This window comes from Pseudomonas sp. NPDC087029 (assembly GCF_044745345.1).
Classification (GTDB): Bacteria; Pseudomonadota; Gammaproteobacteria; order Pseudomonadales; family Pseudomonadaceae; genus Aquipseudomonas; species Aquipseudomonas faucium.
Genome location: NZ_JBIVAB010000004.1, coordinates 14680 through 41185 on the forward strand (window position 1 = coordinate 14680; position 26506 = coordinate 41185).

Here is a 26506-nt window from a genome sequence, read left to right on the forward strand (position 1 = left end):
GAAGGAAGTACACATGGAATGGCTGACCAGCCCGGAAATCTGGGTTGCCTTTTTTACCCTTACAGCGCTTGAGATCGTTCTCGGTATCGACAACATCATCATGATCTCGATCCTGGTCAGCCGCATGCCCAAGCACATGCAGCCGCGCACGCGGATCTTCGGCCTGGCGCTGGCGATGGTCACCCGCATCATGCTGCTGCTGTCGATCACCTGGGTCATGCGCCTGACCGCCGACTTGTTCGTGGTCTTCGGCCAGGGCATTTCCGGGCGTGACCTGATCCTGTTCTTCGGCGGCCTGTTCCTGCTGTGGAAAAGCTCCCAGGAGATCTACCACGGCCTGGAAGGCGAAGACGAAAGCAGCGATGCGCCCAAGGGCGCGGGCGGCAAGTTCTTCTACACCATCATCCAGATCGCCATCATCGACATCGTGTTCTCGCTGGACTCGGTGATCACCGCGGTGGGCATGGTTTCGCACGTGCCGGTGATGATTGCCGCGATCGTCGTGGCGGTGCTGGTGATGATGCTGTGCGCCGGCGCCATCAGCAATTTCATCGACAAGCACCCGTCGCTGAAGATGCTCGCGCTGTCGTTCCTGATCGTCGTCGGCACCGTGCTGATCGCCGAAGCCTTCGACGTGCATGTGCCCAAGGGCTACGTGTACTTCGCCATGGCGTTCTCGCTGGCGGTGGAGGCGATCAACATCAAGATGCGCACGGCCATGGCGCGTAAAGCGGGCAAGGACCACGACCCGGTGAAACTGCGCAAGGACATTCCAGGTCAATAAGCCCTGGAAGCGCTGCAGAAAAAGGCCCTTCGGGGCCTTTTTTCATGCCCGGGTTTTCATCACAAGCTTCATGACGGAAATATTTCAAATAGCTGCAGAGCGTGCCAAGCTGGCGCGAGGTCCGCAAAACAACTAAAGCTTGAGTGAGCACTGGATAAAAACGCCCACCCCCGGGCCAGGCTCACGGCTTCACCCATTTGGCTCCGCTTCTGGAGCCCGGATAAAAAGGGGGGCTCGACCATGCTGACCCTGCTCAACCTGCTCTCCGCCGTGGCTTTGCTGGTGTGGGGCACTCATATCGTGCGTACCGGCATCCTGCGGGTGTTCGGCTCCAACCTGCGCCGGGTGCTCGGCCAGAACATGAACCGGCGGCCACTGGCGTTCATCGCCGGCATCGTGGTCACGGCCGTGGTGCAGAGCAGCAACGCCACCGCGATGCTGGTGACCTCCTTCGTCGGCCAGGGCCTGATGGCCATGACCCCGGCCCTGGCGATCATGCTCGGCGCCGACGTGGGTACCGCGCTGATGGCGCGGGTGCTCACCCTGGACTTGTCGTGGCTGTCGCCGCTGCTGGTGTTCCTTGGCGTGATCTTCTTCCTCTCGCGCAAGCAGACGCGTGCCGGCCAGCTGGGGCGGGTGGCCATCGGCCTGGGCCTGATCATCCTGGCCCTGCAGCTGATCGTGCAGGCCGCCGCGCCCATCACCCATGCCCAGGGCGTGAAAGTGCTGTTCGCCTCGCTGACCGGCGACATCCTGCTCGATGCCCTGGTCGGCGCGCTGTTCGCCATGATTTCCTACTCGAGCCTTGCCGCAGTGCTGCTGACCGCGACCCTGGCCGGCGCCGAGGTGATCAGCCTGCCGGTGGCCATCGGCCTGGTGGTCGGCGCCAACATCGGCAGCGGCCTGCTGGCATTTCTCAGCACCAGCATGCAGAACGCCGCCGGCCGCCGCGTGGCCCTGGGCAGCCTGTTGTACAAGCTGATCGGGCTGCTTTTGATCATCCCGGTGCTGCACCCGCTGGTGGAGTGGATGGATTCGCTGAGCTTCAGCCCGCAGGAGCTGGTGATCGGCTTCCACCTGCTCTACAACACCTTGCGCTGCCTGATCATGCTGCCCACGGTCAACCCCATGGGCCGCCTGTGCAACCGCCTGCTGCCCGAGCGCGAAGTCGGCAACGGCCAGGTGCGCCCGCGCCACCTCGATGCCTCGGCGCTCACCACCCCGAGCCTGGCCCTGGCCAACGCGGCGCGCGAAACGCTGCGCCTGGGCGATATCGTCGACAGCCTGCTCGAAGCCATGCTCGGCGCCCTGCGCGGCACCCACACCGCCATGCCGCAGCAGGTGCGCGCCCTGGGCGAGGACGGCGAGGCCTTGTACAGCGCGATCAAGCTGTACCTGGCGCAGATGCCCCGGGAAGACCTCAGCGACCAGGACAACCGGCGCTGGGCCGAGATCATCGAGCTGGCGATCAACCTCAAGCTCGCCTGCGACCTGATCGAGCGCATGCTGCGCAAGGTGCAGCAGCAGAAGACCAGCCAGCGCCGGGAGTTTTCCCAGGTCGGCCTGGAGGAGCTCACCGGCCTGCAGGAGCAATTGCTGGCCAACCTGCGCCTGGGCCTGTCGGTGTTCCTCAGCGCCGACCCCGAGAGCGCGCAGCTGCTGTTGCGCGAAAAACGCCGCTTCCGCGCCCAGGAGCGGCGCCTGGCGCACGCCCATGTCAGCCGCCTGCAACGCAAGGTGGTGCAGAGTATCGAGACCAGTTCGCTACACTTGGAGCTGATCGCCGACATGAAGCGGTTGAACTCTTTGTTCTGCAGCAGTGCCTATGTGGTACTGGGTGGCTCGGACACCGGCGGGCTGATGCTCGACGCGGTACCGGACGAAGCCCGCCTGTCCTGACCCTGCCTACCCGGAGACACACGCTCGCCCATGCGTTGCCTGATGTTCGTTTGCCTGCTGATCTGCAGCCTGCCCACGCTTGCCCTCGATCGTTCGCGGGTCGAGGGCTACCTGTTGCCCAACGGCCTGCAGGTGATCCTCAAGCCCGGCTACGAGCGCGACCATGTCGCCATCCGCCTGGTGGTGGGGGTTGGCCTGGACGACTTCGACTGCGAGCAGAAAGAACTGCCGCACCTGCTCGAACACCTGCTGTTCAGCGGCATCGACGAAACCGGCGAAGGCGGCCTCGAAGAGCGCCTGCAGTCGCTGGGCGGGGAGTGGAACGCCTACACCAGCAGCGCCGACACCACCTTCGTCATCGAAGCGCCGGCGCGCAACCAGCGCAAGGTCCTCGACCTGCTGCTGGCGGTGCTTCGCGATACCCGCATCGACGCCAAGAGCCTGGCCACCGCCAAGCGCATCATCGAGCGCGAGGATGGCGGCCACTACGGCCACCTGCAGCGCTGGCTCGACCGCCAGGACATCGGCCACCCCGCCAGTGACCAGCTGGCCACCGAGCTGGGCCTGAAATGCCCCGAGCGCTCCAACCTCGACGACATGACCCTGGAGCAGGTGCAGGCCCTGCGTGACCGCTGGTATGCCGCCAACAACATGACCCTGATCATGGTCGGCGGCCTCGACCGCCTGCTGCCGGCCTACCTGGAGCGCACCTATGGCGAACTACCGGCCACCGAGCCTGAAGAGCGGCGCAACCTCGAAAGCATCAGCCAGCAGGCCGAACAACGCCGCGACCTGAGCCGCGGCGTGCTGGGCGACAGCGCCAAGCTGCATTGGCTGTTCATCGAGCCGGTGCTGGACAACGACCACCAGCAGACCCTCGACCTGCTCTCGCGCTACCTGGACTGGGCGCTGTACGACCAGCTGCGGCTGCGCAACGGCCTGTCCTATGGCCCCTCGGTGCAGCGCGAGAGCTTTGGCGACAGCGGCATGCTCAGTTTCAATGCCGACCTCGAACGCGACGACATCGATGCAGCGGTCAAGGTGATGCAGCAACTGTTCGACCACTTGCGCGAGCAAGGCCTCGACCCGGAGACCTTCGCCCGCATCAAGGATGCCGCCGTGGCCAAGGAGAGCTGGAGCAGCCAGGGCAACAGTGCGCTGGCCGACTACTACTGGGGCGCGCTGAACGACTACAGCAACGGGCGCTTTACCGACCCGGCGCGCAAGCTGCGCCAGGTGAGCCTGGCCCAGGCCAACGATGCGCTCAAGCAATTGCTCAAGGACCAGGGCTACCTGCGGATCGAGAAGCCATTGCTGGGGTATGACGAGTTGTACGGGCTGATTGCGCTGCTGGTGGGGGTGATCCTCGCGGCTGGGCTGCTGCGCTGGCGGCATCACACGCCCCGACGGCCGAGTGGTGCTACACGGGAGCGGTAGTTCGGCGGTATCCTTTTGCCAGTACCGGCCCTATCGCCGGCAAGCCGGCTCCCACAGGGAAAACCACAGGCAGTGGCGTTTTGTGGGAGCTGGCTTGCGAGCGATAGGGCCGGCAGCCTTTCCCTAAAATCGTTGCAGCCCCAATGCCCCCTATCCCCCATTTCGTCCAGCGCGTCATCGAACTGCTCAAACGCTACCCCGGCGTCATCGCCCTCGGCGGTTTTCTCTCTGGCATCGGCAGCTTCATCCTGGTCGACCGCCAGGCCGGCCTGGCCAGCTGGGTCGCCATCCTGTTGCTGGTCAGCTGGGTCTGGCTGATGCTGGAGAACGCCCTCACCGGCCTGTTCGCCCGCACATTCAAACGCGAGATCCCACAACCGCTGCTGCGCTACGCGACGCAGATGATCCACCAGGAAAGCCTGTTCTTCGTCTTGCCGTTCTTCTTCATCACCACCACCTGGAACAGCCTGCAGCTGGTGTTCACCGGCCTGCTCGGCGCTGCCGGGCTGGTGTCGATCATCGACCCGCTGTACTACAAGTGGCTGGCGCCGCGGCGCTGGCTGTTCATGGCGTTTCACACCCTGACGCTGTTCGCGGCGCTGCTGACCGCGCTGCCGATCATCCTGCACCTGACCACCGCGCAAAGCTTCAAGCTGGCGTTGATCGCGGCGATGGCGCTGTCGTTCCCCAGCCTGATCAGCAGCTTCCCGATCAGTACCTGGCGCCGTGGCGTGGCGCTGGTGCTGGTGACCCTGGCCGTGGGCGGCGGCGGCTGGCTGCTGCGCTCGTGGGTGCCGCCGGCGACTTTGTGGATGACCGAGGTGGCGGTCAGCACCGAAGTGCTCAATCGCCAGCCCGGCGAGTCGCTGGAAGAAATCGCCGCCAGCCGCATCCGCAGCGCCGGCCTGTATGCCTATACCGCCATCAACGCACCGCGCGGGCTCAACGAGCGCATCTACCACGTGTGGCAGAAGGACGGCCAGGAGGTCGACCGCATTGCCCTGGATATCCACGGCGGGCGCAAGGAAGGCTACCGGGCCTGGACCCACAAGCAGAACTTCCCGCCCAACCCGGTGGGCAAGTGGCAGGTGCGGGTGCTGACCGAGGATGGCCAGGTGATCGGCGTGCTGCGCTTCAAGGTGGTCGACGACGCCCCGGCGGGCTGATGCAAAAGGGCTGCTTTGCAGCCCCATCGCCGGCAAGCCGGCGATGGGGCCAAGACAGGCACGCTGCGCTATGATCAGCCTCTACGCCCCCACGGGCTGTCAGATGCATGGAGCCTATGACCACTCCCAGCGCCACCCTGGACACCAGCTGCCAACCGGCCTGCCTGCGTATCGCCGGTGACTGGACCCTGGCCCACTACGCCAGCCTCAGGCGCGACAGCGAACAGCTGCGCGCGCAAGCCACAGGCGACGCCATCGCCGACCTCAGCCAACTGGGCCGCCTGGACACCGCCGGGGCCGCGCTGCTGGCCGAGCTGCTCGGCACTGAGCGCCTGAACCACTGCACCAACGAGCTGCCCGAAGCCAGCCGCGCCCTGCTCAAGACCGTCTACACCTCGGTGCAGGACTACTGCATCCCGGTCAAGGCGCCCGAACGCAACGTGCTGCTGCAACTGCTGGAGCGCATCGGTTCCGCGGTTGGCACGCTTTGGCAAGACAGCATGCAGCTGCTCGGCTTCGTCGGGCTGATCCTCGAAACCCTGCTGCGCCGGCTGTTCCAGCCCCACCGCTGGCGCGTCACCCCGGTGGTCGCGCACATCGAGCAGACCGGCCTCGACGCCGCCCCCATCGTCGCCCTGCTGACCTTTCTGGTGGGCGCGGTGGTGGCCTTTCTCGGCGCCACGGTGCTGGCCGCTTTCGGCGCGACCATCTTCACCGTCGACCTGGTGGCCTTCTCGTTCCTGCGCGAATTCGCCGTGCTGCTGACCGCCATCCTCATGGCCGGGCGCACCGCCAGCTCGTTCACCGCGCAGATCGGCTCGATGAAGGCCAACGAAGAGATCGACGCCATCCGCACCCTGGGCCTGAACCCCATCGAATTGCTGGTGGTGCCGCGGGTGCTGGCGCTGCTGATTTCGCTGCCGCTTTTGACTTTCGTGGCGATGATCTGCGGCATCGTCGGCGGCGCGGTGGTGTGCGCCCTGACCCTGGATATTTCACCGGCGATGTTCCTTTCGCTGCTGCAGAGCGACATCGGCGTGCAGCACTTTCTGGTCGGCCTGGCCAAGGCCCCGTTCTTCGCCTTCCTGATCGCCGCCATCGGCTGCCTGGAAGGCTTCAAGGTCAGCGGCAGCGCCGAGTCGGTCGGCGCCCACACCACCTCCAGCGTGGTGCAATCGATTTTCGTGGTCATCGTGCTGGATGCCGTGGCCGCGCTGTTCTGCATGGAGATGGGCTGGTGACGGGCCAACAAGCGGTGATCGAGGCGCGTGGCATCTGCAACCGCTTCGGCAGCCAGGTCGTGCACGAGCACCTGGACCTGGACCTGTACCGTGGCGAAATCCTCGCCGTGGTCGGTGGCTCGGGCAGCGGCAAGTCGGTGCTGCTGCGCAGCATCATCGACCTGCGCCGGCCCAACGAGGGGCTGATCAAGGTGTTCGGCGAAGACCTGGCGAGCCTGGGCGAGGAGCAACGTTCGCAGGTCGAGCGGCGCTTTGGCGTACTGTTCCAGAAGGGCGCGCTGTTTTCCTCGCTGACCGTCACCGAGAACGTGGCCCTGCCGCTGATCGAGCATGCCGGGCTGTCGCGCGACGATGCCGAGCACCTGGCCGGGGTCAAGCTGGCCCTGGCCGGCCTGCCGCTGTCGGCTGCCGACAAGTACCCGTCGTCGCTGTCCGGCGGCATGATCAAGCGCGCCGCACTGGCCCGGGCGCTGGCCCTGGACCCGGACATCCTGTTTCTCGACGAACCTACCGCCGGCCTCGACCCGATCGGCGCCGCCGCCTTCGACCAGTTGATCCTGACCTTGCGCGACGCCCTGGGCCTGAGCGTGTTCCTCATCACCCACGACCTGGACACCCTCTACACCATCACCGACCGCGTCGCCGTGCTGTCGCAGAAAAAAGTGCTGGTCGCCGGCCCCTTGGCCGAGGTCGAGCAAACCAACGACCCGTGGATTCACGAATACTTTCACGGCCCACGCGGGCGCGCTGCCGAACAGGCCGCCGCCAACGCCGGGCAGGAGCGCTGAACGATGGAAACCCGAGCTCATCACGTTCTCATCGGCCTGGTCACCGTGGTGGTGGTGGTCGGTGCCATGCTGTTCGGCCTGTGGCTGACCAAGTCCAGTGTCGACGACGCCTTCAAGGACTACGAAGTGGTCTTCAACGAGGCCGTCTCCGGCCTGTCGCGCGGCAGCCCGGTACAGTACAACGGCATCAAGGTGGGCGATGTGACCAGCCTGCGCCTGGACCCCAAGGACCCGCGCCGGGTGCTGGCGCGTGTGCGCCTGAGCGGCGACACCCCGGTGAAGGAAGACACCCAGGCCAAGCTGACCCTGGCCGGGGTCACCGGCAACTCGTTCATCCAGCTCAGCGGCGGCACCCCGCAAAGCCCGGAGCTCAAGAGCAAGGATGGGCACCTGCCGGTGATCGTCGCCTCGCCCTCGCCGATCTCGCGCCTGCTCAATGACAGCAGCGACCTGGTGACCAACATCAACCTGCTGCTGCACAACGCCAACCTGATGTTCTCCGAGCGCAATATCGAGCGCCTGAGCAACACCCTGGCCAACCTCGAGCAAACCACCGGCGCCTTCGCCAACCAGAAGGGCGGCATTGGCGCGGCCATCGAGCAACTGGCCCAGGTCGGCAAGCAGGCCAATGCCACCCTGGCCGAAACCCAGGCGCTGATGCGCAACGCCAATGGCCTGCTCGGCAACGAGGGCAAGCAGGCCATCGGCAGCGCCGAGCAGGCCATGCAGTCACTGGCGCAAAGCACGGCAACCATCAACAGCCTGCTGCAGGACAACCGCCAGTCGATCGACGACGGCGCGCAAGGGCTGAACCAGCTGACCCCCGCCATCCGCGAGCTGCGCGAGACACTCAATTCGCTCAAGGGCATTTCCCGGCGCCTGGAGGCCGACCCGAGCGGCTACCTGCTCGGCCGCGACACCAACAAGGAGTTCCAGCCATGAATCCGTCGCTGCGCCTGCTGGCCCTGGCGGCCGCCCTGAGCCTGGCCGCCGCCTGCTCGATCCTGCCGCAGCCGGCGCCGGTGGACATGTACCGGCTGCCGGTCAACCAGGCCAGCCGCAACGCAGCGCCGTTGGACTGGTCGCTGCGCCTGAACAAGCCGCTGGCCAGCGAAGCACTGAGCGGCCCGCGCATCGCGGTGGTGCCCGAGGGTGACGTGATCAGCAACTACAAAGGCGCGCGCTGGAGCGACCCGGTGCCCTTGCTGGTGCGCAACCGCCTGCTCGATGGGTTCCAGCGCGATGGCCGGGTGCAGCGCCTGAGCGCCGACGACAGCAACCTGCAGGCCGACTACGAACTGGTGGGCGAGCTGCAGGCGTTCCAGAGCGAGTACCGCTCAGGCGGCGCGGTGGAAGTGGTGGTCCGCTATGACGCGCGCCTGGTCCAGGGGCGCAGCCAGCGCATTCTCGCCAGCAAGCGCTTCGAAGTGCACCAGCCGCTGGCCGACCGCCAGGTGGCCGCGGTGGTGGCGGGCTTTGGCGCGGCCAGCGACAGGCTGGCCGGGCAGGTCATCGACTGGACCGTGGCCCAGGGAACCCAGGCTCAGGCGAAGAACCAGTAGCAGATGCAGATGGCCGCGATCACGCCCGACAACTCGGCCAGCAAGGCGCAGCCCACGGCGTGGCGCACCCGCTGAATGCCCACCGCGCCGAAGTACACCGCCAGCACGTAGAAGGTGGTTTCGGTACTGCCCTGGATGGTCGCTGCCACCAGCGCCGGGAAGCTGTCGACACCGTGGGTCTGCATGGTCTCGATCAGCATCGCCCGGGCGGCGCTGCCGGAGAACGGCTTGACCAGCGCCGTCGGCAGGCCTTCGACGAAACGGGTGTCCATGCCTAGCCAGTTGACCGCGTGGCGAATGCCGTCCAGCAGCAGCTCCAGCGCCCCGGAGGCACGCAGCACGCCCACCGCCACCAGCATCGCCACCAGGTAGGGCAACAGGCTCTTGGCCACGTCGAAGCCTTCCTTGGCGCCGTCCACGAACGCTTCGTAGACCTTCACCCGTTTCAGCGCGCCGATCACCAGGAACAGCACGATCACACCGAACAGCGTGAGGTTGCCGAGGATCGACGACAGGCTGGCCAGCGCCGCCGCCGACAGGGTGCCGAGAAAAGCCATGAAACCGCCCAGCAGCAGCGCGCCCGGGATCATGTAGGCGAGCACCACCGGGTCCCACAGGCGCAGGCGCTGCATCACCGCCACCGACAGCAGGCCGACCAGGGTCGACACGCTGGTGGCCAGCAGGATGGGCAGGAACACCAGGGTGGGGTCGGTGGCGCCTTGCTGCGCCCGGTACATGAAGATGGTCACCGGCAGCAGGGTCAGCGACGAGGCGTTGAGCACCAGGAACAGGATCTGCGCGTTGCTTGCCGTGGTGCTGCTGGGGTTGAGCTCCTGCAGGGCACGCATGGCCTTGAGGCCAATCGGCGTGGCGGCGTTGTCCAGGCCCAGGCCGTTGGCGGCGAAGTTCATGGTGATCAGGCCCAGGGCCGGGTGGCCGGGCGGCACCTCGGGCATCAGCCGGGCGAACAGCGGGCCGAGCACCTTGGCCAGCCATTCGACGATGCCGGCCTGTTCGGCGATCTTCAGAAAGCCCAGCCACAGGGTCAGGGTGCCGAACAGCAGGACCATCACCTCCACCGACAGCTTGGCCATGGCGAAGATGCTCTCGACCATCGCGGCGAAGATGCCGGCGTTGCCGCCGACCAGCCATTGGGCCAGGGCGGAGACGGCCGCCACCAGGAAAAAGCCGAGCCAAAGGCCGTTTAGCATCCGTGTGATCCCCCTGAAAAATGCTCGAATGATAACTGGTTTGGGCTGTACCGGCCTCATCGCCGGCAAGCCGGCTCCCACAGGTATAGCGCTGGGCTTCAGCCGAAAACAAAAAGCCCCGACAGGTCGGGGCTCTTCGTTCAATACGTCAGGCTCAGCGCTTGGCGTGCTCGCCTACCGCTGCAGTTTCCTGCTTGTCGGCCATCAGCGAGGCATAGTACTGCTCGCCCTTGGCCGCGTCGTACATGCCTTCCCAACGGGCGATCACCAGGGCCGCCAGGGCGTTGCCGATCACGTTCAAAGCGGTACGCGCCATGTCCATGATGCGGTCGACACCGGCAATGAAGGCCAGGCCTTCCAGCGGGATGCCCACGCTGCCCAGGGTGGCCAGCAGTACCACGAAGGACACGCCCGGCACGCCGGCGATGCCTTTGGAGGTGACCATCAGGGTCAGCACCAGCAGCAGCTGCTGGCTCCAGGACAGGTCGATGCCGTAGAGCTGGGCGATGAAGATGGCCGCGATGCTCTGGTACAGGGTCGAACCGTCGAGGTTGAACGAGTAGCCGGTCGGTACCACGAACGAGCAGATCGACTTCGGCGCACCGTACTTCTCCATCTTCTCGATCACGCGCGGCAGCACGGTTTCGGAGCTGGAGGTGGAGTAGGCGAGGATCAGCTCATCTTTCATGATGCGCATGATCTTGATCACCGAGAAGCCGAACAGGCGCGCCACCAGGCCCAGCACCATGAAGGCGAAGAAGGCGATGGCGAAGTACACCAGCAGCACCAGCTTGGCCAGCGGCAGCAGCGAGCTGAAGCCGAAGTTGGCGACCGTCACGGCGATCAGGGCGAACACGCCGATCGGGGCGTAGTTCATGATCATGTGGGTGACCTTGAACATGGTCTCCGACACGCCCTGGAAGGTACGTACCAGCGGCTCGCGCAGGTCTGCCTGCAGGCTGGAGAGGCCCAGGCCGAACAGCACCGAGAAGAAGATGATCGGCAGCATTTCGCCACGCATCAGCGCCGCGAAGATGTTCGACGGGATCAGGTTGAGCAGGGTCTCGATGAACGCATGCTCATGCTGCACCTCGGCCGCGGTGGCCTGGTACTTGGAGATGTCCACGGTGCCCAGGGTGCTCATGTCGATGCCGGCACCTGGGTGGAACACGTTGGCCAACACCAGGCCGACGACGATGGCGATGGTGGTCACCACCTCGAAGTAGATGATGGTCTTCAGGCCGATACTGCCCAGTTTCTTCGCGTCGCCAACCCCGGCGATGCCCACGATCAGCGACGAAATCACGATCGGGACGACGATCATCTTGATCAGGCGAATGAAGATGTCACCGGCAGGCTGGAGAACGTTGCTGATCCACCATGCCTTTTCCGCACTGAAGTGGTTCAGCAGCGCGCCGATTGCAACGCCCAGGACCAGACCGATGACGATCTGCCAGGCGAGGCTCAGTTTTGCCTTCTTCATGTCTTTACCCTTTGTTCTAGTGGTCACGGGCACCGACCGGAAAAGCGCGTAACAGAGCCGTTGGCAACGTCACGGGCAGCATGCAGCTTCCGTCCGGAGACCCCATGTAGGGATACCGCGAGCGAGCGACTGAGCGCTCGGGCCAGCGAAAAGGCGGCAACTATTGCGATGGGAAAGCATGAAATCTAATGCCGGAAGCGTATACCCCATACCGATTATGCATACTGATCTGCGTCAAAATGAGGCACTCGCAAGCCCTTGATTTATAACGTTCGGATTCCCGAACAGGGCCAAAGCGCCATTTTTAGGCATATATGGCAGGGCGGAAAGGGTGGCAGAGATGGCTTGTTCGACAATCCGAATGGCATAAATGCCGCTTGCGCGGCCACTCGATTGGACGAAAAAAAATTGATGTACGGTCAAGACAAAATGTGTCCTGACAGCAAATTCCTGAAAGGAGGATGGAAAGATGGACATGGCGCCTCGGAAGCCAGGCCTCAATAGTGTGGGATCACCCGCACCTGACCTAAAGCTTCCGATTCTGCCTTTTCCTGACCCGGCCCAATTCTGGAGGCACTCCCTGTACCCCTAGGCCACTCCGATCCTGCAACAATCAGAACAGCCCGGCCCCTTGGTCATGTGTCGCCCCTCCTCGGGGCGGCGCATCATAGAAGCGAGAACAATAGAAAGGTTCCGCTTCTATTACATGACAGCGCGCGACCGCTGGTCAGTAACGCTCAATACCACTTCGGGTCGCGCTTGAGTTGCTCCTGCAGCATGGCCTTCATGCCGTCGTCCGGCTTGCCCAGCCAGCGGTACTGGGCGTGGCGGGTCGGCGACTTGTCGCTGGGCAGGCCTTCGGGCACTTCCACGAGCATCCCGTAGGCATCGTCCTTGTCCCAGCTGAAAGCCACGATCAGGCGCTTGTAGGTGCAGTTGTCCTGGGACTCGCAGAGCGGGCCGACCAGGTACTTGTCGCCATCTTCGGTGACTGCCGACATTTGCTCCTGGGCGCTGCCGGTGAGGTTGATCACCCACTCGGGCAGGCGCTCCTCGCCCTTGATCGTGTGCTGCCAGGTTTCCCGGTATTCAGGGTCCGAGCCGAGCAACTGGTCGACCCGGACCTGGCCGTCATTGGCCGCCATGGCCCCTGCGCTAGCGCCCAACAGCAGGGCGGTAGCCAGGGCAGTACGTAGCATCCTGCTCATCGTCAACCTCGATTGCGTCCAAAGAAGAAGGAGGCTACGAACAGGACCAGGAAGACAATGAACAGGATCTTCGCGATACCCGTGGCGGCGCCAGCGATACCACCGAAGCCCAGTACGGCAGCGACAATGGCGATGATGAGGAAAGTGATAGCCCAGCTCAGCATGATGCTTCTCCTTTCTTTTTTGAGATCAGTCCGGCCTTGCCGTCAGAACACCCAGCGTTCTTGCGGCACGACATTTTCAACGGTGGCCGGCGAGGTATTGGCAGTCGGCAGCGGTTGGGCTGCCTTCACCAAGGTATTGGCACGTGTTGCCTGCATATGGGTCAGCAGTGCGGTCTGCGCAGCGACCTGATCGGCCAGCCGGGCGGTTTGCACGCTGTAGTAGAAGAGGCCGGCGGCCAAGGTCAGCAGCATCGCCATCCCAAGTAACAGGACCTGGCGCAGGGGGAGTGCGACATTTTGCGAGCGGTTGACGTGTTGGCGGTTCATGCCGGTTCTCCTGCTGTAATTTTTCTTCAAACCTGAAGGGATAATTGCAGCCTGCGTGCCAGCCATTTACATCAAATAAAATCCTTTAAAATCATGTAGTTACGTAATTTCCGCATAGCACTTGAGGACGTATCCTGCACGATGACCGATTTGGCGTCGTGCGAATTGCACGATTCAACCCTCGACCTTGGTAGCCACTTTCAGCAGGTCGGCATCCACACCGCGCACGCCGATGATCTGCCGGGCGATCTCTACCGCGATGGTTTTCTGCTCGCTGCTGACCACCTCGCCAGACAGCCGCACCATGCCTTCTTCACTGGCCACCTTGATGTTCAGGCCGTCCAGGTTGCGGCTGAAACGGAAGCTGCTCTGGATCTTGTCGACCACCCAGCCATCACTGGGCTGCGGCCCCGTGGGGGCATCGACCGGGGTTTCGCGGGCCTTGGCCATGGCCACGGTATCCAGGCTCACCAGGTTGTTGACCAGGTGCACGCCATCGGTGGTGCGTGCCAGCACACCGGCCAGCTCCTTGGCTTCGGCGCTGTCGACCTTGCCGCGCAAGGTCACCACGCCCTCGCTGCTCTGCACCTCGATGGCGGCCTTTTCGGTGATCCGGCTCCACAGCAGCCGCGCACGGATCACCGCGGCCAAGGTGGCATCGCTCAAGCGCTGGGCGTAGGCCCGCGACTCCAGCGGCCGCTCGACCAGCTGGGCGTTGACCCGCAGCTGGTTGTCGACCTGCTCGATGCCGCGGGTGGCCAACGCGACCTGTTCAGCCAGGTGGCGCTCGACCTCATTCTCCACCTCGCCCGACAGGCGCGCCGTCGGCCCCTCGACCGCCACCTGGATTCGAAACGGGTTGAGCATCTGGTTCAGCGAAAGCGCCGTTTGCAACGAGCCCTCCAGGCGCGCGTCCTTGACCGGGTCGGCCATGGCAGTGGTGCAAATGGACAGGAGGCCGACCGTCAATGCGGCCGTTCGGATGGAAAAGGGCATGGTTGCACTCCTTTTGTGGGCAAAATCCATAAATCGTCGCAACCAATGTGCCATCGCCAAGCTCTAACGAAATCATCGAGATATCGGGGCTTGCGGGGGCTGTTTGGCCATTGGCTAGCATGCAAAGGACAGAATCCTTCAGAATTGACCATGCAACTTGCCCGATTTTCCCCACACTAATTGAAGACCTACCCTAAGGAGCTCAGGAAAATGGAATCCGCCCAGGACAACCAAGGCCGCATTCTGCTGGTGGACGACGAGTCCGCGATCCTGCGCACCTTCCGCTACTGCCTGGAAGACGAAGGCTACAGCGTGGCCACCGCCAACAGTGCGGCGCAGGCCGAAGCCTTGTTGCAGCGCCAGGTGTTCGACCTGTGCTTCCTCGACCTGCGCCTGGGCGAGGACAACGGCCTGGATGTACTGGCGCAGATGCGCGTCCAGGCGCCCTGGATGCGCGTGGTGATCGTTACCGCGCATTCGGCGATCGACACCGCGGTCGACGCCATCCAGGCCGGCGCCGCCGATTACCTGGTCAAGCCTTGCAGCCCCGACCAACTGCGCCTGGCCACAGCCAAGCAGCTGGAAGTGCGCCAGCTGTCGGCGCGCCTGGAAGCCCTCGAAGGCGAGGTGCGCAAACCCAAGGACGGCCTCGACTCGCACAGCCCGGCGATGATGGCGGTGCTGGAAACCGCCCGGCAGGTGGCCACCACCGATGCCAACATCCTCATTCTCGGCGAGTCGGGTACCGGTAAGGGCGAACTGGCCCGGGCCATCCATGGCTGGAGCAAGCGCGCGCGCAAAGCCTGCGTGACCATCAACTGCCCATCGCTCAATGCCGAGCTGATGGAAAGCGAACTGTTCGGCCACACCCGCGGCGCCTTCACCGGCGCCAGCGAGAGCACCCTTGGCCGGGTCAGCCAGGCCGACGGCGGCACGCTGTTCCTCGATGAAATCGGCGACTTCCCGCTGGCATTGCAGCCAAAACTGCTGCGCTTCATCCAGGACAAGGAGTACGAGCGGGTCGGTGACCCGGTGACCCGCCGCGCCGATGTGCGCATCCTCGCGGCGACCAACCTGAACCTCGAGGAAATGGTGCGCGAAAGCCGCTTCCGCGAAGACCTGCTGTACCGCCTCAACGTCATCACCCTGCACCTGCCGCCCCTGCGCGAGCGCAGCGAAGACATCCTGACCCTGGCCGACCGCTTCCTCGCCCGCTTCGTCAAGGAGTACTCGCGCCCGGCCCGAGGCTTCAGCGACGAGGCCCGCGCCGCGCTGCTCAACTACCGCTGGCCGGGCAACATCCGCGAGCTGCGCAACGTGATCGAGCGGGCCAGCATCATCTGCCCGCAGGAGCGGGTCGAAATCAGCCACCTGGGCATGGGCGAGCAGCCCGCCAGCAATGCCCCGCGCGTGGGCGCGGCGCTGAGCCTGGATGAGCTGGAGCGCGCCCACATCGGCGCGGTGCTGGCGGCCAGCGATACCCTCGACCAGGCGGCCAAGACCTTGGGCATCGACGCCTCGACCCTCTATCGCAAACGCAAGCAGTACAACTTATGAGATGGCCGATGAAGCTGCGCACGCGGCTTTTCCTGAGTATTTCGGCACTGGTCACGGTGGCCTTGCTGGGCTTGCTGCTGGGCCTGGTGAGCGTACTGCAGATGGCCACGATGCAGCAGCAGTCGGTGCGCGATACTACCCAGGCGCTGGAAACCGGCCTGAAGCTGCGCCAGAACCTGGGTGAACAGCTGACCCTGATGCTCGACCAGGACACGGCCCCGCAAAGCCTGCAAACCTTGCAGCAGAACTTTCAGAGCCTGCTTCACCAAGGGCTGGAGCAAGGGGGCGAGCGCACCGGTTTCAGCAAGGCCAGCAGCAACTACCAGGCCTTCCTCCAGGCCTACCGCGACAGCCCGGCGCCAGCCGTCAGCCTGGGCGTCGACCAACCACTGGGCGCCGCTTTCAACCAGGTCCGCACCGACCTGATCGATTCCCACAAGCAGGCCCTCGACCAGATTACCCGCAGCGAAGAAATCAGCCGCGACCGGGCCATGCTGGTCAGCGGTGTGCTCGGCCTGATGGGCCTGGTGGTGCTGGTGCTGGGCTTCATTACCGCGCACAACATCGCCCGGCGCTTCGGCCAGCCGATCGAAGCCCTGGCCAAGGCGGCCGACCAGCTCGGCCAGGGCAACTTCGATGTCACCCTGCCGGTGACCCAGGCCGTCGAGCTCAACCAGCTGACGCGGCGCTTTGGCCTGATGGCCGATGCCCTGCGCAAGCACCAGGCCACCAATGTCGATGAACTGCTGGCCGGCCAGCAGCGCCTGCAGGCGGTGCTCGACAGCATCGACGATGGCTTGCTGATCATCGACCGGCAAGGGCGCCTGGAACACCTCAACCCGGTTGCCCAGCGCCAGCTTGGCTGGAGCGACAGCCGCGTCGGCACTGGCCTGGCCCAGGCTCTACAGCGCCCGGAGCTGGAGCAGCAGCTGCGCCAGGTGCTGCGTGGCGGCAACCTGGACCGGCCGCCGGACGACTTGAGCATCGAAGTCGATGAAGAATCGCGCCTGCTGACCTACAGCCTGACCCCGGTCAGCCACCCGCAGGGGCCGATCCTGGGCGCGGTGATGGTGCTGCACGATGTCACCGAGCAGCGCGCCTTCGAGCGCGTGCGCAGCGAGTTCGTGCTGCGCGCCTCCCATGAACTGCGCACGCCGGTCACCGGCATGCACATGGCCTTCGGCCTGCTGCGCGAGCGCATCAAGTTCCCGCCCGAGGCCCGCGAGAGCGACCTTCTGGACACCATTGGCGAGGAAATGCAGCGCCTGACCCAGCTGATCAACGACCTGCTCAACTTCTCGCGCTACCAGAGCGGGCTGCAGAAGCTGGAGCTTGCCCCCTGCGCCATCGACGAGCTGCTGGCGCATGCCCAGGCACGCTTCAGCGAGCAGGCGGCGGCCAAGCAGATCGAGCTGGTCAAGGAGCTGGACCTGCCGCTGCCACGGATTCAGGCCGATGTCGCCCAGCTCGACCGGGTGCTCGACAACCTGCTGCACAACGCCATCCGCCATACCGCCAGCGGCGGGCGCATCCGCCTGCATGCCCGGCGCCATGCCGAGCGGGTGATCGTCAGCGTCGAGGACAATGGCGAAGGCATCGCCTATGGGCAACAGGGGCGGATCTTCGAGCCGTTCGTGCAGGTCGGGCGCAAAAAGGGCGGGGCCGGGCTTGGCCTGGCGCTGTGCAAGGAAATCGTGCAACTGCATGGCGGGCGCATGGGGGTGTTTTCGCGCCCGGGCCAGGGCACGCAGTTCTATATGGCCTTGCCGGTCTGAGGGCCGCCCTCAGGGCTCGTCGTCCAGGCGCTGGCGCCCGACTTGCCGGCCGCGGGTGACCAGCTCGGCGAATTGCCGGGCGTTGAGCGGGTGGGCGAACAGCCACCCCTGCCCGTAATTGACCCCTTCGCTGTTGAGCAGCACCGCCTGGGCCTCGCATTCGATGCCCTCGGCAATCACCCGCAGGTGCAGGTCATGGGCCATGCGGATGATGTGCGGGGCCACGCCGCTGCTGGCGGCATCGTGCCCGAGGGCATCGATGAAGGCCTTGTCGATCTTCAGGCAGTCCACCGGCAACGTCTGCAGGTAGGCCAGGCTGCAATAGCCGGTGCCGAAATCGTCGATCAGCACCTGATGCCCGACGGCGCGCAGGGCTTGCAGGTTGTCACGGGCCACCACCACATCGATCAGCCCGCGCTCGGTCACCTCGAAGGCGATCTGGCTGGCCGCTACCCGGTGCAGTGCCAGCAAGCGTGCCGCCACCCGGCCGATGCGCGGCGCCATCACATCGCAGGCGGCGAGGTTCACCGAGATATAAAGGTTGCGGTGCGAGCGCAGCAACTGGCCCAACTGCTCCAGCACCCGCTGCAGGACAAAATCGGTGATCTGGCGGATCTGCCCGGTGTTCTCGGCCAGCGGGATGAACAGATCCGGGCTGGTCAGGGTGCCGTCCGGCCTTCGCCAGCGCACCAGCGCTTCGGCGCCCACGCAGCGGCGGCTGTCCAGCTCGATGATGGGCTGGTAGAGCACCTGCAATTCGCCACGGCGCAACGCGGTCTGCAACTCTGAACTCATCGAGCGGCGCTGCTGGATCAGCTGCAGCACCAGCCAGCCGATGCAGCAGGCTGCCAGCACACTGCCGGGGAACAGCAGCCAGAGCATGCCGTTCATCCTCAGCGGCAGGCTGGCCCGTGGCGCGATCAGCACCAGCTGGTAGTCCGGGGATTTGGTCGGCATGCGATACACCAGGCGGTCATGCAGCTCGAGCAACGCATTGTTGCTGGGCGGCGGCCAGGTGCTTGCCGGAGGCCAGACCTGCGACGGGCCCAGCACCGGGATCGCCCGGGTGCCATTGTCGAGCACCACCAGAAGGCTGCCACCCGGCGGCAGGTCGACCACATCAGTGAGGTGCCCACGTGAGGTGGACACCAGAAAATTGCCCCGCGCGAGCATCAGCGCGGCGAGGTTCTCGTTGGGTTCGGTGGTGGTGTTGAGCCAGTAGCTGTAGGTCGGGCCCTGGATATCCGGCGCCCGCGTGGGCACGAAGGCCCTGGCGCCGCCGCGGTTGGAGCAGGCGACATTGCTGTCGACATAAGCCGCCTCATAGATGAAGCGAGACCCCAAGCCCACCTGTTGCAGCAATGCCAGCATGGCCGGGCTGCATCCACGCAGTGGCTGCGACTGAAGCTCGTCGACGCCTTCGCGCAGTTGGCCGAACACCTGCTCGAGGCGGTCGAGAAAGCGCTCGCCCTGGGCGTTCATCTGCGCGCTCTCGCTTTCCTTCATCTGTTGCAGGGCAATGGCGATGCTGGCGGTGAGCAAGACTGCGGCGCTGGCCACCGCTGCCAAGGTGGCCAGCATCCAGGGTTGGTAAAAAAATTGGCGCAGTGCAGTTATCAGGGCCGACATGGGCAGCATCCAGTTGATATACAAGGTATAGCAACTGGATGGAGGATTGCCCTGGCCGTTGGGCGGAGGAGTCAGCGGGTGCGGTTGAGCACTTGCAGCATCGCTGCCGTCTGGGCATCAGGCGTGCCATCGAAGCGCTGTGGGCGGAAGCGCATCTGGAAGGCCGCGATGACGTGACGGGTGGCGACATCGAGCACCCCGGTCTGCTCGATCGCGTAGCCAAAGCGCGCCAGCTCCTGCTGGAACCAGCCGATGCTCGGCGGGTTGGCGCTGAAGTAGGCCTGCTGGCGGGCCACGGCATTGGCCTCGGGCCATACCCCAAGCCCCTCGTCGGCCAGGCGCTTCCAGGGGAACAGCGGCCCCGGGTCGAGCTTGCGCAGCGGCGCGATGTCGCTGTGGCCGATGATGTGCCGCGGCTCGATGTTGTTGCGCTTGACGATGTCCTTGAGCAGGGCGATCAGCGACTGGATCTGCGCCTCGCTGTAGGGGTACCACACGCGGCCGTTGGGGGTGTCGTCGAACCCTGGGTTGACGATTTCGATGCCGATGGAGCTGGAGTTGAGCCAGGTGCGCCCCTGCCATTGGCTGTCGCCGGCGTGCCAGGCGCGGCGGTTTTCGTCGACCAGCTGATAGACCGTGGCCGGGCCGTCGCCGATCAGGTAGTGGGCGCTGACTTCACCCTGGGTCAGCAGCGCCAGCGAACGCTCCAGCGACGCATTGGTGTAATGCAGGACGACGAACTGGATGCGGTTGTCCTGGTTGGCCGAAGGATGGCTGCGATCGATCCGCAGGCCTGTGGAGCAGCCCGTCAGGATCAGCAGAGCGAGCGCGGTGAAAAGCGTTTTCATCAGGAGGGGCACGTCGATTTGAAGTAAGCGTGCCCATCAGTATAACGAGCCCCTGCCCGGTGTTCTGGATATCCTTGTATCAGCGCGTGCACATCAGCAGGAACTCCATCGAATTGTCGCCACTGGGGCCGTCGACATCGACCAGCTGCGTATTGACCGTAACGCTCTCGTAGGTTGGCTTGCCGACTACTTTGGCGTGGCCATGCACAAGGTGTTGCTCGGAGCTGGCGTCAATCGCAGACACCGCGCAGAAGCCGGGGTCCTGGTGCACGATGCGCTTGTTGAAATGCAGCTTGTACTGGCTGAAATAGTTGTCTTGAGGGGTGTGCTCGACCCGCTCGATCCATGCAGGCCATGCCCGCACCACCTCGCCAGCGGCATTGATGTGCGCGGTCCAGAGCACGTCCCTGGCCATCGCAGCGGAGTGAAAGGCGAAACCTGACAGCAACACCAAAAACCATTTTTTCATCATCAATCTCCTGAAGCAGTGGGTAGATAACCGGGGCATCGAAGCCTCGACACCCGGCCAGCCAGTCTCGGCTCGCCACTGCCCAGGAAGGGGCTACATGTCTACCACCCGATTACGCCCCAGGTCCTTGGCCTTGTAGAGCGCCGCGTCGGCACGCTTGAGCACCTGGTCGCCGCGCTCGCCGGAGCGGAAGGCGCTCACGCCGATGGACGTGGTGATGACCACGCGCTCGCCTTTGAAATGGAACGGGCAGGCCTCGATCGCGGCACGCAGCACTTCGGCGACCTGGGCGGCGGCGGCAGGCGAGGTCTGCGGCAGCAGCACGACGAACTCCTCGCCGCCGAAACGGGCGATGAAGTCGCGTGCCCGCAGGCGCTTGCGCAGCTGATCGGCGACGATCTTCAACACCTTGTCGCCGGCCAGGTGGCCGTAGCTGTCGTTGATGCGCTTGAAGTGGTCGAGGTCGAGAATCGCCATCGCCAGGTGGCCGCCATGCTCCTGCCAGTCGAGCATCTCGCGCTCGACCTGCTCGCTCCAGGCAGCGCGGTTGGGCAGGCCGGTCAGGGGGTCGATGAGGGCCTTCTGGCGCTGCTCTTCCAGGTGCTCGCGATAGCCCAGGGCTTCCTGCTCCATGCTCGCCACCCGTTCGGCCAGACCTTGCAGGCGCCCGGCCAGTTCCTGCTCGCGGCGGTCGCGTTCCTGCTGGTGGTCATCCATGGTGACCAGCAGGCCTTCCAGGCGGTTTTCCAGAATGTGCTTGAGGCTGTCGACATCCGCCGCACCCTGCACGCTGCTCTGCAGGCCATCGACCTGCTCGCGCAGCTGGCTGTCCAGTTCACGCGCGGCGGTGCTGTTGTCGGCATGGCCGGCGCTGGCTTCGTGCAGGTGGCTCTGGAAGGTTTCCAGGCGCTCGTTCAGCTGCTGCAGATAGGTTTCGAACTCGTGCTGGCCGCTGTCGGTGATGGCCAGCATGAGCACGGCCAGGTCATCGAGCACCGGAATCAGTTCGTACCAGTTCAGCCCGCGCGCCACTCGCTCGCGCATCGCCAGGGCCTGGGCCTTGTGGCGCTCGGGCAGGCTGAGGTCATCCAGCAGGCCGATCAGCGTCTGCTCGATATGCGCGGCCACCTGGCTGTAAGGCGGCTCGACCGCGTCCGGGAGCGAGTAGGGGCCGTCTTCGCCGAAGGTTTCCTCAAGGCTCGCCAGGACCTCAGGTTCGGCTGTCGCGTCCTCGGGCAATGCCTGCTCTTCTGCCGCAGGCTCGACGATCGCCGCCTGCTCCACGACGGCTGCCTCGGGCTCTGGCTGTGCAGGCTCTTCTGGCGGCGGCGGTGCAAGCGGGCTCAGCTCATCGGCATCCCTTGGCGGCAGGTCCACCAGCACAGGGCCGTCAGGCAATGGCCGCTGCGGTGCTTCAGCCGGCGCATCGGCAACCACGGGCGCCGGGTGGGTATCGCTCGGTTCCTGCGGCTCGTCTTCGCGGTTACCGAACAGGCGCTGCAAAAGCCCAGGCTTGGCTTGATCGTCCGGCTTGCCCAGCGACGCCAACGCGCGCCCTTGCAGGCCGCTGAGTTCACCCAGCAGCGGGGGCAGCTCGCGTGACTGGCTGACACCCCCATCGAGTTTTTTCGCCAGCTTCTTCAGCGGCCTGGAAACCTCACCGGGCAGCGGCAGGCCTTGAAGTTGGGTCACCAACGCGGTCAGCGCATCGCTGACCTGGTTCATGCGCGTTTCGCGGCGCTGCTCGGAGTCGAGCACGGCCTTTTCCAGGCGTGGAATCAGCCCGGCAAGCCCGGCGTCCATGTTGTCGGTGCGGATGACCTCGCGCATTTCCTTCATGCACTGGTCAACGACCTTGTCGCTGCCTTCTGCGGCAAGGGAGCTGCGCACCAGGCCACGGCGCAGCAAGTCGAGGCGGGCAGCCCAGCGGCGCTCGAGCTTTTCCTGCTGTTCGATGCTTTTTAGGTATTTTTCTTTCCAGCGCTCGGCTTCTTCGGTCATGCCTGGATCCGCAACGGGTAATGCATCTGGGGGACGTGATGACACGCTGTCGGCGCGCGCCCCGAACACTTGAGGGTGCAGGCGGCTTTTGCTGATCTAGCGCAAGACCGGCAGCGTATCCACAGTCAGTGCATCAGGCAATCGGATCTCCACGGCGACCGGGAGGTGGTCGGATATCGGCTGCGCCAACACCTCGACCCGCTCCAGGGTCAGGCTCGAGCTGAGCAGGATATGGTCCAGGCAGCGCTGCGGGCGCCAGCTGGGGAAGGTTGCTTCGACCTGCGGGGCAATCAGGCCCAGGTCGCGCAAGGGGGAATGGTCGAGCAGGTCGGTGGCATGGGTATTCATGTCGCCCATCAGCACCTGATGGCGGTAGCCGCCGATCAGCTCGCGGATGTAGGCCAGCTGGCGGGCGCGGGTCTTGGCACCCAGGGCCAGGTGCATCATCACCACGATCAGCGCATCTTCACCTTCGCCGAAGCGCACCAGAATCGCACCACGGCCGGCCGGGCCGGGCAGGGGGTGGTCTTCGAGCAGTTGTGGCTTGAGGCGACTGAGCACGCCGTTGCTGTGCTGGGCGAAGCGCCCGAGGTTGCGGTTGAGCTGCTGGTACCAATAGGGGAAGGCCCCCAGGTGGGCGAGATGTTCGACCTGGTTGACGTAGCCTGAACGCAGGCTGCCGCCGTCGGCTTCCTGCAGGGCCACCAGGTCGAACTCGCCAAGCAGCTCGCCAATCTTCTGCAGGTTGCCGGCACGCCCGTTGTGCGGCAGCAGGTGCTGCCAGCTGCGGGTCAGGTAATGGCGATAACGCTCGGTGCTGATGCCCACCTGGATATTGAAGCTGAGCAGCCGCAGGCGACCATCCTCAGGCAGGCCGGGAGCCTGCAGGTGATGCTCGTTGACCTGCGGCTGGTGCAGGCCAATGCCACGCGCGGATCGGAAACGGCGCATGGGGTTCGCCGCTTACTTAGCGGCGCGCTCCTTGGCGATCAGCTGGTCGGCGACGTTCAGCACGCCGTCCGGGCCACCGGCGGTGCCCAGGTCGAAGCGGTACTTGCCGTTGACCACCATGCTCGGTACACCGGTGATTTCATACTTCTTCGCCAGTTCCTTGGCCTGGGCGACCTGGCCCTTGATGGCGAAGGAGTTGAAGGTCGCGAGGAACTTGTCCTTGTCGACACCCTGGGTGGCGAGGAAGTCGGCCATGTCTTTAGGGTCGGTCAGGCGCTTGTGCTGGTTCTGGATGGCGTCGAAGACGGCAGCGTGAACCTTCTGCTCGACGCCCATGGCTTCGAGGGTCAGGAACATCTGGCCGTGGGCGTCCCAAGGGCCGCCGAACATGGCTGGTACGCGCTTGAAGTTGACGTCCTTGGGCAGTTTTTCCGCCCATGGGTTGATGGTCGGCTCGAAGTGGTAGCAGTGGGGGCAGCCATACCAGAACAGCTCGACCACTTCGATCTTGCCGGGCACGGATACCGGAACAGGGTTGCTCAGCTCGATGTATTCCTTGCCGGCCGTGGCAGGTTCTGCTGCCTGTACGGCGGCCATACCGAATACGCTGGCAGCGACCAGCGCAGCGCTGAGAATCAGTTTACGCATGCTTTACTCCTGAGCAGTCATTGGTCGCCTCGACGCGACCTGTGTTCAGACAGGTCGGGAAGGGCCCGAGTTCTGTAGTGTACCGGCTGCGGACAGAAAAAAGGGCGGCCCGCGCCGCCCTTTCATCTTTACAGTTGGCGCATTAACCGAATGTTAATGCAGGCCCTGGATGTAGCTGGACAGCGCCTGGATGTCCTTGTTGCTCAGCTTGCTGGAGATGGAGCGCATGATGGCCGCATCGCCATCGTTGGTGCGCTCGCCTTCGCGGAAGTCGGTCAGCTGCTTGGCCACGTACTGGGAATGCTGGCCACCCAGGTGGGGGAAGCCTGCCAGGGCGATGCCCGCGCCATTGGGCGAGTGGCAACCGATACAGGCCGGCATGCCTTTTTCCAGGTCGCCCCCGTTGAACAAGGCCTTGCCGCGCTCGACCAGCGCCGGGTCGGCGGCGCCCACGCTGCCTTTCTGGCTGGAGAAGTAGGCGGCGATGTCGGCCAGGTCCTGGTCACTGAAATTGGCCAGCATGCCGGTCATTTCCAGCACGGTGCGCTTGCCCGACTTGATGTCGTGCAGCTGTTTCTCCAGGTAGCGCTGGCCCTGGCCGGCCAGTTTCGGGAAGTTCGGCGCCAGGCTGTTGCCGTCGGGGTTGTGGCAGGCCCCACAAACGGCCGTTTTGGCCTGGCCGGCGGCGGCATCGCCTTTGATGGGGTCAGCAGCAGTGGCTGCACCGGCGACACCCATGGTCAACAGCAGACTCACGACTAGTTTGTTCATCAGCTAATCCAACACGGCTAAGGGTGAAATGTTATGTATCGGGACTGCCGCTCATCCAAAGGATGACCAAACGGTAGTCCTCGGCACTGCAGTCCATGCACAATCCACGCGGCGGCATAGCCTTGAAACCCTGTGTAACATGCGCCTGAAGTACCTCCATGCCTTTCGCCAGCCTTGGCTCCCATGCTGCCCGGTCACCCCGCTTGGGTGCCTGTGGCAACTGCCCGGCGTGACAGGCCGCACATGTGCGGTTGTACAACGCCTCGGGATCCTGTGTAGCCTGTGCGCTGAAAAACGGCAGGAACATACCGACAGCTAGCAGCCATTTCGCCATGCGAAACGACCTGACAGGGTTGGGGGACGCGCTGCGTTCTGATGCGCGAGCTATTGTTCGACACCCCATGCCCGTTCTCCTTCGCTGGGAGAATGAGCACACAAAAACTGGGGCATTATATACTTCCGCCATCCAAACGGAAACGACACCGCTTGCCGGCCTAGGCTTTGGCAACACCCACATCGGAAATCCCATGCAAGTCAAGAACCCCATCCTCGGCCTCTGCCAGAAAGCCAAATTCGCCCTCAGCGCTGCCAAGGTCGAACAATGCCCGGACGACCAGGGTTACGAGGTGGCTTTCGCCGGCCGTTCCAACGCCGGCAAATCCAGCGCCCTCAATACCCTGACTCATGCCAGCCTGGCGCGTACCTCGAAAACTCCAGGGCGCACCCAGCTGTTGAATTTCTTCAGTCTGGACGATGAACGGCGTTTGGTCGACCTGCCGGGCTACGGATATGCAAAAGTCCCGATTCCGCTCAAGCAGCACTGGCAGCGTCACCTGGAAGCCTACCTGGGCAGCCGCGAGTGCCTGCGCGGTGTGATCCTGATGATGGACGTGCGCCATCCGATGACCGACTTCGACAAGATGATGCTCGACTGGGCCAAGGCCAGCGGCATGCCGATGCACATCCTGCTGACCAAGGCCGACAAGCTGACCCACGGCGCCGGCAAGAACACCCTGCTCAAGGTGCAGTCGGAAATTCGCAAGGGCTGGGGCGATGGCGTGACCATCCAGCTGTTCTCGGCACCCAAGCGCCTGGGCCTGGAAGAGGCCTACAAGGTGCTGGCGGACTGGATGGAGCTGGAAGACAAGCCGGTGGCCTGAAGGCGCCCTTTTTGTAGGAGCGGCCTTGTGTCGCGACAGGGGCGCGAAGCGGCCCCTGCAACCTGTGCAGCGCTGCTGAAATCCTGGGGCTGCTTTGCAGCCCTTTCGCGACATGAGGCCGCTCCTACCAGGGACTGCGCAGGGCCCTTTAATCAAATTCCGGGCAAAAAAAACCCCGGACTTCGTATGGGGAGGGGGAAGTTCGGGGTTCAAGTCCGGACCGCTAGGGCGGGGCCCGGGTATCTGCCAACACTTAACACAACATAGGAGCATCGAAAGGCTTCACCAGCCGTTCAGTTACTCTGAGTGGCGCTTCACCACTTTAGTTCCGAAGCCCTCAAAACTATTTGCGATAGTTTCATGAAACCTCCGAACTAATGGCATCGAGCCATGCCAGGATCCGCGTCACTACGTCGCAGATCCTACACAGC

General features: G+C 64.4%; 25 protein-coding genes. 11 read left to right on the forward strand and 14 right to left on the reverse strand.

The features are described 5' to 3' along the window. Positions 1–13: 13 nt before the first annotated feature. The 8 genes from ACIPG5_RS08315 to ACIPG5_RS08350 all read left to right on the forward strand — a co-directional run bounded on the left by ACIPG5_RS08315 (position 14) and on the right by ACIPG5_RS08350 (position 8877). Positions 14–784 carry a TerC family protein gene (locus tag ACIPG5_RS08315; RefSeq protein WP_176515888.1) on the forward strand — a complete coding sequence of 257 codons (771 nt, stop codon included), beginning with the start codon at positions 14–16 and terminating at the stop codon, positions 782–784. A gap of 240 nt (positions 785–1024) precedes the next feature. Next, positions 1025–2683 carry a Na/Pi cotransporter family protein gene (locus ACIPG5_RS08320; protein WP_176515890.1) on the forward strand — a complete coding sequence of 553 codons (1659 nt, stop codon included), beginning with the start codon at positions 1025–1027 and terminating at the stop codon, positions 2681–2683. Between the two features lie 30 nt (positions 2684–2713). Further along, complete coding sequence (locus ACIPG5_RS08325) at positions 2714–4120, forward strand: M16 family metallopeptidase (RefSeq protein ID WP_401374251.1); 1407 nt, start codon at positions 2714–2716, stop codon at positions 4118–4120. A 143-nt stretch (positions 4121–4263) separates the two neighbouring features. Beyond that, a complete protein-coding gene (locus ACIPG5_RS08330) occupies positions 4264–5286 on the forward strand; it encodes a DUF5924 family protein (RefSeq protein ID WP_176515894.1) in 1023 nt (340 codons plus the stop codon). 107 nt (positions 5287–5393) lie between these two features. Then, entirely contained in the window at positions 5394–6527 is a 1134-nt protein-coding gene (locus ACIPG5_RS08335; protein WP_401374254.1) for an MlaE family ABC transporter permease, read from the forward strand. Beyond that, the gene (locus tag ACIPG5_RS08340; protein ID WP_401374257.1) at positions 6524–7315 is read left to right on the forward strand and encodes an ABC transporter ATP-binding protein; all 792 of its coding nucleotides are present in this window, start codon (positions 6524–6526) and stop codon (positions 7313–7315) included. Before ACIPG5_RS08335 ends, ACIPG5_RS08340 begins: the two co-directional genes overlap by 4 nt. A gap of 3 nt (positions 7316–7318) precedes the next feature. Then, a complete protein-coding gene (locus ACIPG5_RS08345) occupies positions 7319–8257 on the forward strand; it encodes an MlaD family protein (protein ID WP_401374260.1) in 939 nt (312 codons plus the stop codon). After that, complete coding sequence (locus tag ACIPG5_RS08350) at positions 8254–8877, forward strand: ABC-type transport auxiliary lipoprotein family protein (protein ID WP_401374262.1); 624 nt, start codon at positions 8254–8256, stop codon at positions 8875–8877. The genes ACIPG5_RS08345 and ACIPG5_RS08350 overlap by 4 nt, the downstream gene beginning before the upstream one ends. On the opposite strand, the gene ACIPG5_RS08355 is transcribed toward ACIPG5_RS08350, so the two are convergent. The 6 genes from ACIPG5_RS08355 to ACIPG5_RS08380 form a co-directional block, all read right to left on the reverse strand. Then, positions 8859–10088, reverse strand: coding sequence for a nucleoside recognition domain-containing protein (locus ACIPG5_RS08355; protein WP_176515905.1), 1230 nt, complete (start codon positions 10086–10088; stop codon positions 8859–8861). The two genes, ACIPG5_RS08350 and ACIPG5_RS08355, sit on opposite strands and share 19 nt — an antisense overlap. A gap of 154 nt (positions 10089–10242) precedes the next feature. After that, on the reverse strand, positions 10243–11571 hold the full coding sequence (gltP, locus tag ACIPG5_RS08360) for a glutamate/aspartate:proton symporter GltP (protein ID WP_176515907.1): 1329 nt from the start codon (positions 11569–11571) through the stop codon (positions 10243–10245). Positions 11572–12308: 737 nt separating this feature from the next. Beyond that, positions 12309–12779: an inhibitor of vertebrate lysozyme family protein gene (locus ACIPG5_RS08365; RefSeq protein ID WP_176515911.1), complete on the reverse strand. Its 471-nt coding sequence runs from the start codon at positions 12777–12779 to the stop codon at positions 12309–12311. Positions 12780–12781: 2 nt separating this feature from the next. Next, on the reverse strand, positions 12782–12943 hold the full coding sequence (locus ACIPG5_RS08370; protein WP_176515913.1) for a DUF1328 domain-containing protein: 162 nt from the start codon (positions 12941–12943) through the stop codon (positions 12782–12784). A 42-nt stretch (positions 12944–12985) separates the two neighbouring features. Further along, positions 12986–13270 (reverse strand): hypothetical protein, encoded by a 285-nt coding sequence (locus ACIPG5_RS08375; protein WP_176515915.1) that lies wholly within the window; start codon positions 13268–13270, stop codon positions 12986–12988. Between the two features lie 174 nt (positions 13271–13444). Beyond that, a complete protein-coding gene (locus ACIPG5_RS08380; protein WP_176515917.1) occupies positions 13445–14266 on the reverse strand; it encodes a BON domain-containing protein in 822 nt (273 codons plus the stop codon). 210 nt (positions 14267–14476) lie between these two features. On the opposite strand from ACIPG5_RS08380, the gene algB reads away from it, so the two are divergent. After that, entirely contained in the window at positions 14477–15823 is a 1347-nt protein-coding gene (algB, locus tag ACIPG5_RS08385; RefSeq protein ID WP_176515919.1) for a sigma-54-dependent response regulator transcription factor AlgB, read from the forward strand. Beyond that, on the forward strand, positions 15820–17598 hold the full coding sequence (locus ACIPG5_RS08390) for a KinB sensor domain-containing domain (protein ID WP_176515921.1): 1779 nt from the start codon (positions 15820–15822) through the stop codon (positions 17596–17598). Before algB ends, ACIPG5_RS08390 begins: the two co-directional genes overlap by 4 nt. 9 nt (positions 17599–17607) lie before the next feature. On the opposite strand, the gene ACIPG5_RS08395 is transcribed toward ACIPG5_RS08390, so the two are convergent. The 8 genes from ACIPG5_RS08395 to ACIPG5_RS08430 form a co-directional block, all read right to left on the reverse strand. Next, entirely contained in the window at positions 17608–19227 is a 1620-nt protein-coding gene (locus ACIPG5_RS08395; protein ID WP_401374269.1) for an EAL domain-containing protein, read from the reverse strand. A 71-nt stretch (positions 19228–19298) separates the two neighbouring features. Beyond that, a complete protein-coding gene (locus tag ACIPG5_RS08400; RefSeq protein WP_176515926.1) occupies positions 19299–20075 on the reverse strand; it encodes an N-acetylmuramoyl-L-alanine amidase in 777 nt (258 codons plus the stop codon). A gap of 79 nt (positions 20076–20154) precedes the next feature. Beyond that, positions 20155–20547 (reverse strand): hypothetical protein, encoded by a 393-nt coding sequence (locus ACIPG5_RS08405; protein WP_401374273.1) that lies wholly within the window; start codon positions 20545–20547, stop codon positions 20155–20157. Between the two features lie 90 nt (positions 20548–20637). Beyond that, on the reverse strand, positions 20638–22545 hold the full coding sequence (locus ACIPG5_RS08410) for a GGDEF domain-containing protein (protein ID WP_401374276.1): 1908 nt from the start codon (positions 22543–22545) through the stop codon (positions 20638–20640). 96 nt (positions 22546–22641) lie between these two features. Continuing rightward, complete coding sequence (locus ACIPG5_RS08415; protein ID WP_176515933.1) at positions 22642–23496, reverse strand: endonuclease/exonuclease/phosphatase family protein; 855 nt, start codon at positions 23494–23496, stop codon at positions 22642–22644. A 12-nt stretch (positions 23497–23508) separates the two neighbouring features. Then, the gene (dsbA, locus tag ACIPG5_RS08420; RefSeq protein ID WP_176515935.1) at positions 23509–24144 is read right to left on the reverse strand and encodes a thiol:disulfide interchange protein DsbA; all 636 of its coding nucleotides are present in this window, start codon (positions 24142–24144) and stop codon (positions 23509–23511) included. Between the two features lie 153 nt (positions 24145–24297). After that, on the reverse strand, positions 24298–24915 hold the full coding sequence (locus tag ACIPG5_RS08425; protein ID WP_176515937.1) for a cytochrome c: 618 nt from the start codon (positions 24913–24915) through the stop codon (positions 24298–24300). 31 nt (positions 24916–24946) lie between these two features. Beyond that, positions 24947–25249 carry a cytochrome c5 family protein gene (locus tag ACIPG5_RS08430; protein WP_176515939.1) on the reverse strand — a complete coding sequence of 101 codons (303 nt, stop codon included), beginning with the start codon at positions 25247–25249 and terminating at the stop codon, positions 24947–24949. 193 nt (positions 25250–25442) lie between these two features. On the opposite strand from ACIPG5_RS08430, the gene yihA reads away from it, so the two are divergent. Then, entirely contained in the window at positions 25443–26075 is a 633-nt protein-coding gene (gene yihA / locus ACIPG5_RS08435) for a ribosome biogenesis GTP-binding protein YihA/YsxC (RefSeq protein ID WP_016394236.1), read from the forward strand. Positions 26076–26506 lie beyond the last annotated feature (431 nt).